The sequence below is a fragment of the Spirosoma liriopis genome, from assembly GCF_023196085.1.
GTDB classification, from domain to species: Bacteria; Bacteroidota; Bacteroidia; order Cytophagales; family Spirosomataceae; genus Spirosoma; species Spirosoma oryzicola.
The window spans coordinates 43,325-57,668 of sequence record NZ_JALPRF010000001.1; the positions used below are offsets into that span (position 1 = coordinate 43,325).

The following is a 14,344-nucleotide window of genomic DNA, read 5'->3' on the forward strand; positions in this document are numbered from 1 at the left end:
ACGATTGAGTAGTGGTTAAAAATTAACTTCGCCTTCCAGTGATACGCTACTGCTGACAGCCCGGACGGGCCGAGGAACGGGATAGGACACATAACGAGCGCGGTACGTAGCTCCCACGCTCATGCGCGGACTCAGCCGATAGCTGTAACCAAACTGCACGTTGACATGGCCCAGTTTTCCGACAGCCGTTGGTCGGGTACCTTGTTTAAAGTAAGCAGCCACATTGCTATCGTCCGTTGATTTAGGGTAGCCCGCCCAGATAGCACGGGTAATCAGGCCAAGAACGGCCATATCCAGGCGCAAGGACAAACTGTGATTGGGCTGAAATGCGTAGTCGGTCTGTACCACCGGAGACAGCGTCGCCGTATTGACAAGCCAAGGAAAATTACCGACTTCATCGGCATACCAGACCGACTCCCGAAGCGAACCACCCACCCAAGTGCTTAGCTTGGTGGGCTCCACCGGACCGATACGCCGGAGGTAATCGGCTTCCAGATTAAAGGCGTACATCGTCGAGGAAATCTGATACGAAAACTCGTTTCCATCGCCCGTGGGTGTAGTATAGGTCCGGGCTCCGAAGCGCGTCGGATTCATCTCACCAACTCCTCCCGAAAGACGAAGATTAAAGCGGGCGCGTTCGGATTGATGTCGATACGTCAAACCAACCAAGGGTAACGCCCGACCCGTGTATTCCAGCACCGAAGCCTGCTGATCGAGCATCCGTAGGCGGAACGTACCCAATGAAAGGCCAATGGTGTTTCTATAAGTCTGCGCGCTTGCTGGTGAGACAAGGCTTGTGGTAAAGCTCAGGATAAAAAACAGTTTGTGAAACGTATGCATACGCTGCTGCTTGATGGTGCGGCAAAGTTGCGAACCGTACCGCAAAACAAGACTGATCGGCCGACGAACCGGAAAAAGTCGATCACCAAACCGGAAAGAACCCTCCTAAATCGTATTTATATGCCACTGGCGGTGTAGTGTCGGCGGGTCCGTGGTGTCGGTTTTGAGAAACCGACACCACTAGTATGACGTATGGATTCGACTGTCAATTGTAGAATTTTATTCTTTCGATACTACATATCATACAACAAAGTGCTTATTTTATACTAGCAAGCAAGTCTTTTAACAATACACTGCCACTTCCTTCTTTTGCAGCCCATGAACAAGTTTATCTTTCTCTGCCTGACCATAGTCTTCTTTCTAACCCAAGCGATTCCTCTACAGGCACAAACCTTCTCTCTGGAAGCTGTCAAAAGTTATCCGTTTCCAACGGAGCTGACTAGTTCAGCAAAGGGTTCACGCATCGCCTGGTCATTCAATGAGCAGGGCAAACGAAACGTGTACGTAGCAGAAGGCCCCGACTTTACCCCACGCAAGCTCACCAGCTACGGCGAAGACGACGGCCAGGAAATCACCAGCTTAGCTGTTTCCGACGACGGCCAATGGGTTATCTACGTACGCGGTGGCGATCACGGCTCAAACTGGGATGATGAGCAACCGGTAAACGTAACGTCTTCACCCGTACCACCTAAAGTGCAAATCTGGAGCATACCGTTTGCAGGTGGCGAAGCAAAAGCCCTGGCCGAAGGTGAAGAACCCGTAATCTCACCCAAAAGCGACCGGGTAGCGTTCGTCAAAGGCGGCCAAATATGGATAGCTCCCATCAATGGTTCGTCCGCAGCAAAACCCTTCTTCAACGCCAAAGGCACGAACGGCTCCCTCGAATGGTCACCCGACGGCTCAAAGCTGGCGTTTGTCTGCGACCGGAAAGATCATGCCTTTGTTGGTGTATTTACCAACGAAACAACACCCATCACCTGGATAGCGCCTTCCTTTTCGCGGGATCGCTCCCCACGCTGGTCGCCCGACGGAAAACGGATTGTGTTTGTCCGCACACCCGGCGCGGGCGGTGCTCCTGACTCAATCCTGGCCCGCAAACACCAGCCCTGGTCGATCTGGACCGCCGATGCCGCGTCAGGAACGGCATCCCCACTCTGGCAGGCCCCCAAAACACTGGCGGGTTCCGTCCCGACTACGCATGGCGGATTTAACCTGCACTGGGCAGCCAACGACCGAATCGTTTATCTGTCGTATCAGGACGGTTGGCCGCATCTGTATTCCATTGCCTCAACCGGAGGTAACCCCTTACTGCTGACACCGACGCCGTTTATGGCTGAGCACATTACCCTAAGCCCTGACAAAAAATGGCTGGTGTTCAGCGGCAATACCGGTCCCGATAAGCTGGACATCGACCGTCGGCACGTAATACGCGTACCCGTGGACAAAGCCCAGATGGAGGTACTTACGCCCGGCAACGGTCTGGAATGGACGCCGGTAGTAACGGGCGACGGATCGACCCTAGCCATGATCAGCGCGACGGCCCAGCGCCCTCCCCTGCCAACGGTAATGACCTTCGCCAAAGGAACACCAAAAGTTCTTGGGCAGAACCTGATTCCGGCTAACTTCCCTCAGAATCAACTGGTCGTTCCTAAGCAGGTAACCGTCAAAGCGCCGGACGGCATGATTGTCCATGCTCAGCTTTTCGAACCAGCGAACGGCTCGGCTAAGAAACCGGCGCTTATTTATGTCCACGGTGGCCCACCCCGGCAAATGCTTTTAGGCTGGAATTACTCTGATTATTACGCCAATTCGTACGCGCTCAATCAGTATCTGGCTAGTCAGGGATTTGTGGTGCTATCGGTTAATTACCGGCTCGGTATTGGTTATGGCTATGATTTCCACCAGCCCGCCCATGGTGGTGCCAACGGAGCGTCAGAGTACCAGGATGTTCGGGCGGCTGCCGTCTGGCTGTCCGAGCAACCGCAGGTCGATGCCACACGAATCGGTATTTACGGGGGATCGTACGGCGGGTATCTGACGGCACTGGCCCTCGCCCGCGATTCGAAGCTATTTGCCGCGGGTGTTGATATTCACGGTGTACACGACTGGAGCCAGCAACGGACGATCAGCAATTCGAGCGACCGCTTCGAAAAAATTCCGGATGCGGAACAGGCCGCCAAAGTGGTTTACGAATCGTCGCCCATTTCGTCGGTGAGCCGTTGGACCTCACCGGTTCTCATCATCCACGGCGACGAAGACCGGAACGTACGCTTTAGCCAAAGCACCGATCTGGTCCAACGTCTCGAAGCGAAGGGTGTACCGATGGAAACGCTCGTCATTGTTGATGATACGCACCATTGGATGAAGCATACCAACGCCCTAAAGATGGGCAACGCTACCGCCGACTATTTCAAACGGAAGCTTATGAAACCAAGGCAGTAATGCGAAACGGTTCGCTTCGTTGAGAATTTCGGTTTGAATTCTCAACGAAGCGAACCGTTTACAGAATCTTGTTAGCGCACGCAGCGGAAACCGAGGTTATTACTGCCGCTGCTTACTTCGCCTTTGCCCCGACTACCCGCTTTATACCGAATACAATACTGATCACTGCACAGAAAAGAGCCGCCCCGCTGGACACGCTTAACCGCTCCCGGTTCATCAGGGTCATAACTATCATCGGGTCCCTGCGGATTACTTTTGGGCGATTGACTGTAATAGTCGGGTCGGTACAAGTCCTGGCACCACTCCCAGACGTTGCCTTCCATATCGTACAAACCGTAGGCATTGGCCGGAAACGATTTCACCGAAGCAACCCCGGCAAAACCGTCCTCCTGCGTATTTTTTTCGGGAAAATGGCCCTGATGAATATTCGCTACCCAGCGGCCTTTGGGTTTTAGTTCGTTACCCCAATAGTACGTCTGGTTGTTAGCCCCACCCCGCGCGGCAAATTCCCACTCGGCTTCGGTCGGCAAACGTTTACCAGCCCACTTCGCGTAAGCGACGGCATCATCAAAGCTCACATGAACGACCGGCTCATTTTCGTGACCGTTAATCGTACTCTGCGGCCCGGTAGGATGCTGCCAACTGGCCCCCGGAACGTATTTCCACCATTGCAGCGGATTGTTCAAAGAAACCGCCGACGCAGGTTGTATAAACACCGCAGAACCGGGAACGAGTTGATCGGCTGGAACGTCGGGATAATCGGCGGCATCGAGCGGTCGTTCGGCTACGGTTTTGTAACCGGTCGCCTTGACAAACTGGGCAAATTGCGCGTTCGTCACCTCGTGTTCGTCCATCCAGAACCCTTTTACCGAAACCGGATGAACGGGTCGGGCATCGGCAAATTCGTCGGAACCCATTTCGTAGGTCCCCCCTTGTAGCCAGACCATCCCATCGCGCTTTTCGCCCGGCTTTCCCGGAACCGTCTGTCGAACAGCGTTGGCATCACGTGCACCATCTTTTAACGACTGATCATCCGACTGGGATGCGTTACAGGCCAGTGTTCCCCAAACGACACCCAGGGCCAAGATAGATTTTCGATAAAAATAAACGCGCATAGTCAATGGAACCGGGCTAGGATGCCTTCGTATAGACAAAGCTACCAAATCCTATCCGAACGAATAGCACGCCTACCTGATCCCGCGCAGAGGAATACGATTTCTCCCGTAAACCATTGTTAATTGCTACCGATAGATCTATCGCTTGAACTGTGTTAGCAGGTATTCGTAGAAATTCTCGACGTTCACGTCCGTGACAATTGTAGCGGCATATCCGGCTTCATCCAGATAGGTTTGTCCGGCGTTGGGTGGACGCGTACTGACGTTCATGCGTACCGATTGCGTTTTAAACTGCTCAGGCATAGCCAGATAACTGGTTGCCAGAATATCCCACATGAAATACGTGTAATAATAGCCCGGAATCGTGTCCAGCGTCAAGGCCCAGAACTGCCCCGCCAGATTCGAAAGTGGATAATCAATCTGAGTGGCTAGTTTGGACAGAAACGCTTTGGTTACGGGTACATGGTTCGTGACATCCAATGGTATAAACGTAAGCGGCAATTGCCATTCCACTAATTTTCGGGTACTAACCGGGTCCCAAAAGACGTTCCATTCGGCACTGCCGTCGTGCTGGTAGGTTTGCACATTGCCGGATACCGTAAAGGCTCCCGCCATCCAGACGATCTGCTCAATTTTGTCAGCTAGTTCCGGCGCTTTTTCCAACGCCAAAACCAGATTTGAACAAGGGCCAGTCAACAAAATAGTCACCTTGTCGGACGCTTGGGTTAGCCAGTCGATGAGCAGGTCAGGCGCAGCCGGATACGCGTACGGGTCGGGCGCTTTCGGCAGGTTGATGAGCATTGGCAGAGCATTGATAATGTCCGGACGCGCCCGCCATTCGCTCGGAAATGCGTTGATACCCGCGTAGTCGCCCCGCCCCAGCGGAATGTATTCATGGCCCGTCAGTTGAAGCAGTTTGTAGGACGATTCGAGCGCAGGTTCGATATAACAGTCAGCCGGTGTTACGGTCACGCCGAGTAATTCGACATCGGGCATGGTCAGCACGAGCAGCAGCGACAGCAAGTCATCAATGCCACCGTCGTGATCCATCAAAAGAAGTTTGGGCATTCGCAAAACGGTTATAGAACCACAAAATAATCTGCAAAAGAATATAATTTTCTAAAGGCAGGGTGACTTTCTTTACAAACCAATTCGCAGAACTGACAACAAACCGTTTTGCGAATCAATGAATGATTGCTTCTAAAACACCACTACGCGTTATTTTATTTGTTTTAATCGGCCTCACCGCGCTTACCTATTACCATCGCAACCCAACGGGCGACGACGCCTGGTTTGCCGAGCAATCCTATTGGTTTGTCAAGGACGGGGTTATCCGTTCCGAGTTTTTCAGGGGCTTGCTGGGATGGGAAAATCAGTTGCTGGTCAGCCACAAACTGTTTTTACTTTTCGGAGCCGGACTGATCAAATTATTCGGCTATCAGCTTCCCGTCGTTCAATTCGTCGGCCTTATTTCCTTCCTTGTCGTCGTAGCCGAAGTTATTGCTTACCTGCGCCAACGAGAAGGCACCTACAATTCCTGGTACCTACTCGCCATTCTAATTTTGATTTTTTCGAATCGCCTGCTGATCAAGATGAGCTTCGAAAATCGTCCCGAAATCATGCTGGCAGCCTTGGGATTTGGTTCGTTCCTTTGTCTGGACAGCAAGCAGCCATCGTCGCTGAAAACCGCTTTGGCTGGGTTTCTGGCAGGATTAGCGGTGCTGTCTCATCTCAACGGCGTCATTTATCTGCTGGCTGGTTTAGGAACCCTGCTTTATCTGCGCCGGTATAAACAGGCCTTTTTGTTTACGGTGGTGGGTGGCGTTACGTCGTTATTTTATTTCACCGATGTTGTGCTAGCCGATAACGGGTTCGCAACCTGGTACTATCAGTTTCGCCATGACCCGGCTACGCAAAGCGCGTTCGGCTGGTACCCTAAACTGCTGGTTATCCTCACGTTTCCTAAGCTCTTTTTTGAGTCGCCGGAGCAGGTAGCCTTGTCGTTGTTGCTGGTTTTTCTGCTCTGGCACCAGCGCCGATTTATCAAGCACGTACCTTCCGTCCTGAAAATTTATTCGGTCATCGTGGTGCTCTCGTTCTGGCTGCTTACCAAAAAAGCATCGGGTACGTACCTGCCGCTTTTCATGCCCTTCATGCTGGTTCTGGTGTACGAATTATACCGGCTGAACTCATTTAAAAACTTGGCCCTGTACGTCGTTCTGGCCGCTTATTTTATCATTGGCCTCGTCGGTACCATCGAGATTATCCGCCGTAATTTCACGATGCGGTATCTGCCACTCTCCTATCAGGATTTGCGAAAAGCTATTCCAGCGCATACCAAAGGGCTTGTCCCCCTAACGTTTTTCTTCAACGAATATGAACATTACGGAAAGCTGCTCACCAGCGAGAATTATAAACACCAGTCTACACCATCGGATGACCCCGCCAACGCAATGGCACAATGGGCCAATGACCGGGACGTCGATTTTATCCTGCTGGACCACACGTTCAGGCCCGAAGGCTACTATCCCAAACCGGGAACCGATTCGCTGGCCCACTACAAACTAAGCTATTTCGACGGACGGTTTGCGGTCTACCTCCACGCCAAGACTAGAGCCCAATAGCGTAGATGGTCAATAGGCTCGAAAGTAATTTTCGGTAAATTATTTGTCATGGCACCGGCCACCCGGACGGTGCCATGACAAATAATTCATTGCTGTATACCTATAGAAAGCCCCATTTAGACTCTTATCAATAAAAAATTTGCCAATAGGCGTATAAACCCACCATTTATACTAGCAGACAACAACTTTCTGTATTTTAGCTCAGCATACGACCTTGTTTACAGAAAGTACCCTATGAAAAAATTAGCTTTACTTCTATTACTCGGCGGCTACGGCGCGTTGGGACAATCGCTTTCGAAACCGGAAGCCGCCGTTATTGCCACTGTTAAAAAGCAGATGCCTGAAACCGAAGCGTTTCTGGAAAAAGTAGTCAACATCAACAGCGGTACGCTCAACATCGAAGGCGTTCGGACGGTGGGAAAATTGATGGCCGATGAACTCGACAAGCTGGGTTTTAAAACCGAATGGGTTTCCTTACCCGACTCGCTTAACCGGGCGGGTCACCTGGTAGCAACTCGGCAGGGCAAAAAAGGAAAAAAGCTGTTTTTGATTGGCCATCTGGACACGGTATTCGAAAAATCGCTGCCGATGGAACCCTTCAAGCGTATCAACGATTCGACGGCGACGGGTCAGGGGGTCAACGACATGAAAGGGGGCGACGTGCTGGTGATCGCGGCTCTGAAAGCGCTTCACACCCAAAAACTGCTCGACGATACGTCCATTACAATCTACTTTACGGGGGACGAAGAAAGCTCGGGAGGCCCCGAAAGTCGCCGGGATTTCATCGAGCGAGCCAAACAGTGCGATTTGGCGCTGGCTTTTGAAACCGCCCAGGGACTCAGCAGTGTAACGACCGGACGACGCGGATCGAGCGGCTGGACGCTCAACGTAAGGGCTCGTTCAGGGCATTCATCCCGGATTTTCAGTGATCTGGGTTACGGAGCGATTTACGAAGCGGCCCGAATCCTGACCGAGTTTCGACGGACGCTGGGGCAGGAAAAATACCTGACGTTTAATCCGGGGTTGATTGTCGGTGGTGCGGAGGTACATTATGATGAGAAAACGGCAAAAGCCGAAGTGGTTGGTAAAACCAACATTGTAGCGGGCACAGCGTTGGTCAAAGGCGATTTGCGGTTTCTGACCGAAACCCAGAAAGAAAATGCCCGCGCTAAAATGCGTGAGATCGTAGAGAAAAGTTTACCGCTGACCAAAGCCTCGATTTCGTTTACGGATGGTATTCCGGGCATGGAACCGACCGCAGCAAACGACGATTTGCGCAAACAGGTCGATAAAATAAGCCGCGACATGGGTCTTGGTCCCGTTACGGCTTTCGATCCGGGGGCGCGGGGTGCGGGCGATGTATCGTTTGTGGCCAAATACATCCCTTGCCTGGACGGTCTGGGTGCTTCGGGCAAAGGGGCGCACAGCATCGAAGAAACGATGAACCTGAAAGAATACCCGTTCCTGATTCAACGCACGGCGGTACTCATCCATCGTCTGACGCGCTGAAACGGGTAGCGACCAACCTTCCTAAAACCTATCCGCTCATGAACCGAATTACGACCATCGATGTAACGCGCGGTCTGGTCATGGTCATTATGGCGCTGGATCATGTGCGCGACCTGTTGCACACCAGCGCCACGACGCAGGACCCTACCGATCTGGCGGTCACCACCGCACCGTTATTTCTGACGCGCTGGATCACTCACCTGTGTGCCCCCACGTTTGTTTTCCTGTCTGGTATGTCAGCGTATCTATCGGTGAAAAAACAGCAGCATTCGCCCAGTTCCCGGTTGTTTCTGCTCAAACGTGGTCTGGTGCTGATCCTGCTCGAACTGACCCTTGTCAACTTCGCCTTCTGGTTCGACATTCAGTTTCGCACGATACTGCTGCAAGTGATTTACGCGATCGGTGGCGGCTTGGTAGTTGTTTCGCTCCTGGCCCGGCTACCGGTCAGATGGGTTGGTATCCTCGGTCTGGTGATTATCTTCGGGCATAATCTTTTGCAAGCCGTTCCGGTACCGGCCAGCCACACAGCCCGCTTTGTTGAATCGCTATTTTTTCGCGTAAACGTTTTCCAGCCCAGTCCTTCGTTTGCCTTAATTGTGGGCTATCCACTACTTCCCTGGCTGGGGATTATGCTGGTTGGATTTGCGGGCGGTTCACTCCTGGACCAACCGCTGGTACGTCGGAAGCAAACACTGCTACGGTTAGGGCTAGCGTCTCTGGGTTTGTTCCTGCTCCTGCGGTTTATCAATGTTTACGGTGACCCGGTTCCCTGGTCGGTACGAAAGGATACGCTGTTTACTATGTTGTCGTTCATCAACGTAACCAAGTACCCACCGTCGCTGCTGTACGATCTGCTGATGCTTGGGGTTGCGCTGCTATTGCTGAGTCTGGCCGACGGAGCCGACAATGCAATCACTCGTTGGCTCACCGTATATGGCAAAGTACCAATGTTCTACTACATCATTCATTGGTACGCCGTCCATCTGCTGATGATTGCGATGATTCTAATTCAGGGATACGCCTGGCATGACATTCGACCCGGCACAATGAGCTTCGGACGACCGGCGGGTGCGGGCGTTGAGCTTGGGCTGGTCTACTTGGTCTGGGGTGGCCTGGTGCTAGCCTTGTACCCGCTTTGCCGATGGTACGGTCGCTACAAGGCGTCTCATCCGTCGGCTGTACTGCTGCGGTATATCTAGGCAAATGGAAATCGCCGGACTGTTGGCCGGCGATTCGTTATTCGTCAAGTTTGTTTAAGCGACCTGAACGCTGACTTCGTAGTAATCAACCGTTGGCGGACCCGCAAAATAGTTACCCATTTTCTGCAATACGCCTTGTAGAAAGCCACTGTTTTCCGCATCCTGGCGGTGCGCTTCCGACTCCCACAGCGTAACCATGAGCCCTTTGTTAGTTTCGGAGTTCGTCAGGAAACGGCTGTTTTTAAAACCGTCCAGTTGTTTAAGCGCCGGACCAACCGAATCCCGGAAATAATCGATGGCTTCGTTGATCGACTCCGGTTTCAAGGGTACTTGAATGACACGTGCAAACATACGATAAGGATTAGAGACAGGAAGAAATGATTTTGTACAATCAGTAATTAGGTGATAGGAATTACCTTACTACCCGTTCGAAAATAGCAGAAAAACAGATCCCTACGACCTTCAACTCCCCCATTTTAGTAAAAGGAGTGAGTCGCTGTCTACAAAAAACAGGCGGAACCTTTCGACTCCGCCCGTTGGCTACTAGCAGGTGTATAAATGTTTATTTGCCGTATGGCTCGATGGTTTGGATGGTCCCGTCGGAGTTGCGTTTCAACTCGGTCACTTTGACGTTGCGCAAATGCGTTTTTCCCGACAGTTCGGTATCATGGTAGAAAATATACCACTTGCCGTTGATCTCGACAATCGAATGGTGCGTCGTCCAGCCTTTCACCGGATTCATAATGACGCCCTGGTACGTAAACGGCCCATACGGCGAATCACCAATGGCGTAAGCCAGATAGTGCGTGTCGCCCGTTGAGTACGAGAAGTAATACTTGCCGTTGTATTTGTGCATCCAGCTTCCTTCAAAAAAGCGCCGGTCGTGGTCACCGCCTAGCAGCGGTTTGCCGTCTTTATCAACGATCTTAACGTCCTTCACCGGCTCGTCGAAACGCAGCATATCCTTGCTCATCCGAACGACTTTGGCACTGATAGCCGGTTCGTTGTCTTTTTTCAGGTCGGTCTTTGATCCATTTGCTTCGTACTTGCCCGTTGCCCAGCGCTGCAACTGACCGCCCCAGATACCGCCAAAATACATGTACGAGTTCCCATCGGTATCGGTGAAGACTGCCGGGTCGATACTAAAGCTGCCGGGGATCGGGTTAGGCTCGGCTTTGAACGGACCGCTTGGCGACTTGCTGGTTGCCACGCCCATCCGAAACACATCCTGCTTATCCTTAACGGGAAAGTACAGGTAATAGGTACCATTCTTGAAAGCCGCGTCGGGTGCCCACAGCTGCCGACCCGCCCACGGAATGTCTTTGATCGATAGGGCAACGCCATGATCCGTCACCTTACCGTTGATGCTGTCCATCGACAGAATATGGTAATCGTTCATGGCGAAGTGAGCCCCTTCGTCATCTTCCTTCACCCCCGCGTCAATGTCGTGCGAGGGGTAAATATAAATTTTACCGGCGAAGAGGTGAGCTGACGGATCAGCCGTATAAATGTCGCTCACCAGGGGCTTGGGTAGTTCTTTCGTGCCGGCAGAATCAGTCGTTGCCGCCGTCGTTTCGGTTGTTTCCTGGGTTGTCTTTTTGTTTTGGCAGGCACCGAGCAGCAGACCACAGATGGCCAACGCAAACAGCGACAGGTAGGTTTTGGAATGGTTTACCATTTGACTTAGCGTATTGGAATAAATGTACTGGCAATATAGGGTGAAAGGCTTGATGTGACGAGCAGTTTTTTCACTAATTATTTGAGGTTAAGTACAACAAAATGGCCTTCCTCCCCTTGCCCATTAAAGCCTGATCTGTTTGATAAGCCCCTACTTCTATTCGTTGCGGTTATCGCGCATTACGATTTGTGATGCTGGTTTGCTCGACTCTCACAGCTCTTTGCCCCTACTTTTGTCACGAATTATTCGCTTAGCCAGATTGTTTTTCATTAGGTGCGTTTGCGTTCTTTCGAGCGACAAACCTCACCGATTTACAGACTAGTAGACTTTATGATTACCACAGATATTTGCATCATTGGCGCGGGGCCGGTAGGCTTGTTCGCCGTCTTTGAAGCTGGTTTATTGAAGATGCGGTGCCACCTCATCGACGCACTCCCACAGGTTGGCGGACAACTGTCGGAAATTTACCCGCAGAAGCCCATCTATGACATTCCCGGTTATCCGGAAATTAAAGCGCAGGAATTGGTTGACAACCTGATGGAGCAGATTGAACCGTTTCATCCGACGTTTACGCTGGGCGAACGGGTCGAAGCCCTCGAACGTCAGGACGACGGGTCGTTTGTTATTACGACCAATGACAGTACCAGCGTGCACTGCCAGGTTGTTGTGATTGCCGGCGGGCTAGGCTGTTTTGAACCCCGCAAACCGGAAATTCAGAACCTGGAGCAATTTGAAGGAAAAGGCGTTGCGTACATGGTCAAGAACCCCGAGCAGCTCCGCGACCGACGCGTTGTGCTGGCGGGTGGGGGCGATTCGGCCCTCGACTGGACTATCTTTCTGGCCAACATCGCCAAAGAAGTGACGCTGGTGCACCGGAGCGACAGTTTTCGGGGAGCGCCCGATTCCGCCGAAAAAGTGTTTGAACTGGCTAAAGAAGGCCGCATCAATCTGGTACTTCAATCGACGATTACCAGCATTACGGGGAGTGGTCATTTACAGGAGGTAACGATCACGGCGAAAGACAAAACCGTGACAACCTTAGCTGCGGATAACCTGATTCCGTTGTTTGGCCTGACACCCAAGCTCGGCCCCATTGCCGACTGGGGACTCCACATCGACAAAGCGGCCATCAGCGTTGACACAACCGACTACTCGACCAACGTGGAGCGGATCTATGCTATTGGCGACATCAACACGTATCCGGGCAAGCTTAAACTGATTTTGTCTGGTTTTCACGAAGCGGCCTTGATGTGCCAGAGTGCGTTTAAATACGTGTATCCGAATCAGAAATTAAGCTTTAAGTACACAACGGTTAACGGCATTCCTACTTTTTAATACCGCTTCCTGTACCGGTTATTCGACAATCGGTACAGGGGTTCAAAAACAATACCATGATTCAGTTCACAATAGAAGATCGGAACGGCGAACGGCAGCCTATAGAAATTCCCGAAGGCATTAATTTGAGCCTGATGGAAGTGCTGAAAGCGTCGGATTATAACGTACTGGCAACCTGTGGTGGCATGGCACTTTGCGCTACCTGTCACGTACAGGTGCTCGAAGGTTTGGATGCACTCCCCCCCGCCCGTGATGCCGAACTCGACATGCTGGACACGCTTCCCGATGCCGAATTCGACAGCCGATTATCCTGCCAGATCCGCGTCGATGAAGCCCTTGAAGGAGGAATTTTCAAGATCAAAGGACCGGAACAGTAACCCGTAAGCGACTAGCGTTCTGCCAACCTTATTCAAGTTTGCTACCGATGCGTTGCCAATTCTTAGTCCACTTCAACGATCATCTCGATCTCAACGGCACTATTTAGCGGTAGAGCGACCATACCAACGGCAGACCGGGCGTGTTTTCCTTTTTCCCCGAACAAGGCGACCAGCAGATCCGAGCATCCGTTGATCACTTTCGGTTGATCGACAAAGTCGGGCATTGAGTTTACAAAGCCGGTTACCTTGACGATGCGCCTGACATGAGCCAGTTCGCCAAGCTCGGCTTTCAGCGTCGAAAGCAACGAAATAGCCGTTGTGCGGGCCGCTACATAACCCTGTTCCATAGTCAGGTCTTTGCCCAGTTTACCCGTTATGGCGGAGCCGTCCGGATTAGTCGATATGTGCCCCGCCAGAAATACCAGATTACCCGAACGGACCGCTTTGACGTAGTTGCCCGACGACGGGGTAGGTTTGGCTAGCTCGATGCCCATGTTCGTCAACGTCTGTTCGGGTGTTTGCCCATGGGAGATGTTGAGAGCAGCGACCAGCAAAAAGCTGAGTAGTAAGGAAAGATAATTCATAGAGAACAGTGGTTTATTGATGAGCATTAGTTCACGGCTGCGCTGGTCAGTAGAGACACCTCTTTTTTGAGCACAATGAAACTGAGTGGCTGTTTTGGTATACCGAACCGAGAATCATCGGGAAACGGTTTTGTTTCGCCGGTAGGTTCGTAACCGCGACGCTGGTACCAGGCAATCAGCTCATGCCGGGCCGTAATTACAGTCATCACAATAGCCCGACATTGCCAGGCAACAGCCCGTTGCTCGGCGGCTCCCAGCAATGTTCGTCCAATACCGTTGGCTTGCGACTCCGGCGCAACCGTCAGCATGCCCAGATAAAGGCTTTTCTGTCTAGCGATAGTCGGTTCAGCCTCGATGTCTTTCTTTTCCAGATAGACACAACCCAGTAAGTGACCCTCTTGCTCGTATTTGAGAATCGTAACCGCCGGGTCGCGCAACATGACGCGCAGGGCATTTTCATCGACTCGAATTCCGTCCAGCAAATCGGCTTCGGTTGTCCAGCCTTTGCGGGAGTTGTCCCCTCGGTAGGCGCTGTTGACCAGCGTGTTCAACGAAGTAATATCCTGTTCTGTGGCGGTAGTAATCAACGCATCCTTCATAGATCGCAAAGATATTGGGCATCCATGAATAAAAAAGCGTCC

14 protein-coding genes are annotated in these 14,344 nt (G+C 51.9%); 7 read left to right on the forward strand and 7 right to left on the reverse strand.

The features are described 5' to 3' along the window. Positions 1-15: 15 nt before the first annotated feature. On the reverse strand, positions 16-840 hold the full coding sequence (locus M0L20_RS00220) for a hypothetical protein (RefSeq protein WP_248475127.1): 825 nt from the start codon (positions 838-840) through the stop codon (positions 16-18). On the opposite strand from M0L20_RS00220, the gene M0L20_RS00225 reads away from it, so the two are divergent. Next, positions 835-978: a hypothetical protein gene (locus M0L20_RS00225; RefSeq protein ID WP_248475128.1), complete on the forward strand. Its 144-nt coding sequence runs from the start codon at positions 835-837 to the stop codon at positions 976-978. The two genes, M0L20_RS00220 and M0L20_RS00225, sit on opposite strands and share 6 nt — an antisense overlap. Positions 979-1,158: 180 nt before the next feature. Next, positions 1,159-3,282 (forward strand): S9 family peptidase, encoded by a 2,124-nt coding sequence (locus M0L20_RS00230; protein ID WP_248475129.1) that lies wholly within the window; start codon positions 1,159-1,161, stop codon positions 3,280-3,282. A 71-nt stretch (positions 3,283-3,353) separates the two neighbouring features. Here M0L20_RS00230 and M0L20_RS00235 read toward each other — a convergent pair whose 3' ends face one another. Then, positions 3,354-4,397, reverse strand: a complete 1,044-nt coding sequence (locus M0L20_RS00235) for a formylglycine-generating enzyme family protein (protein ID WP_435531811.1) — start codon at positions 4,395-4,397, stop codon at positions 3,354-3,356. Positions 4,398-4,535: 138 nt separating this feature from the next. Continuing rightward, positions 4,536-5,465, reverse strand: coding sequence for a nucleoside hydrolase (locus M0L20_RS00240; protein WP_248475130.1), 930 nt, complete (start codon positions 5,463-5,465; stop codon positions 4,536-4,538). A 122-nt stretch (positions 5,466-5,587) separates the two neighbouring features. Here M0L20_RS00240 and M0L20_RS00245 point away from each other — a divergent pair, with 122 nt between their 5' ends. From M0L20_RS00245 to M0L20_RS00255, 3 genes are all read left to right on the forward strand, one after another. After that, positions 5,588-7,021, forward strand: a complete 1,434-nt coding sequence (locus M0L20_RS00245) for a hypothetical protein (RefSeq protein WP_248475131.1) — start codon at positions 5,588-5,590, stop codon at positions 7,019-7,021. A 234-nt stretch (positions 7,022-7,255) separates the two neighbouring features. Further along, a complete protein-coding gene (locus tag M0L20_RS00250; protein ID WP_248475132.1) occupies positions 7,256-8,530 on the forward strand; it encodes a M20/M25/M40 family metallo-hydrolase in 1,275 nt (424 codons plus the stop codon). A 38-nt stretch (positions 8,531-8,568) separates the two neighbouring features. Further along, on the forward strand, positions 8,569-9,729 hold the full coding sequence (locus M0L20_RS00255; protein ID WP_248475133.1) for an acetyltransferase domain-containing protein: 1,161 nt from the start codon (positions 8,569-8,571) through the stop codon (positions 9,727-9,729). A 54-nt stretch (positions 9,730-9,783) separates the two neighbouring features. On the opposite strand, the gene M0L20_RS00260 is transcribed toward M0L20_RS00255, so the two are convergent. Together M0L20_RS00260 and M0L20_RS00265 are read right to left on the reverse strand one after the other, a co-directional pair. Beyond that, a complete protein-coding gene (locus M0L20_RS00260) occupies positions 9,784-10,080 on the reverse strand; it encodes an antibiotic biosynthesis monooxygenase family protein (RefSeq protein ID WP_232558820.1) in 297 nt (98 codons plus the stop codon). A gap of 211 nt (positions 10,081-10,291) precedes the next feature. Continuing rightward, positions 10,292-11,407, reverse strand: coding sequence for a glycoside hydrolase family 43 protein (locus M0L20_RS00265; protein WP_248475134.1), 1,116 nt, complete (start codon positions 11,405-11,407; stop codon positions 10,292-10,294). 330 nt (positions 11,408-11,737) lie between these two features. Between M0L20_RS00265 and M0L20_RS00270 the strand changes: the two genes are divergently transcribed. Both M0L20_RS00270 and M0L20_RS00275 read left to right on the forward strand, forming a co-directional pair. Beyond that, positions 11,738-12,742 (forward strand): NAD(P)/FAD-dependent oxidoreductase, encoded by a 1,005-nt coding sequence (locus M0L20_RS00270; protein ID WP_248475135.1) that lies wholly within the window; start codon positions 11,738-11,740, stop codon positions 12,740-12,742. A 56-nt stretch (positions 12,743-12,798) separates the two neighbouring features. Then, positions 12,799-13,119: a 2Fe-2S iron-sulfur cluster-binding protein gene (locus tag M0L20_RS00275; protein WP_248475136.1), complete on the forward strand. Its 321-nt coding sequence runs from the start codon at positions 12,799-12,801 to the stop codon at positions 13,117-13,119. Positions 13,120-13,181: 62 nt separating this feature from the next. Here M0L20_RS00275 and M0L20_RS00280 read toward each other — a convergent pair whose 3' ends face one another. Further along, positions 13,182-13,703 carry a RidA family protein gene (locus tag M0L20_RS00280; protein WP_248475137.1) on the reverse strand — a complete coding sequence of 174 codons (522 nt, stop codon included), beginning with the start codon at positions 13,701-13,703 and terminating at the stop codon, positions 13,182-13,184. Positions 13,704-13,729: 26 nt separating this feature from the next. Then, on the reverse strand, positions 13,730-14,302 hold the full coding sequence (locus M0L20_RS00285) for a GNAT family N-acetyltransferase (RefSeq protein ID WP_248475138.1): 573 nt from the start codon (positions 14,300-14,302) through the stop codon (positions 13,730-13,732). Positions 14,303-14,344: the final 42 nt, after the last annotated feature.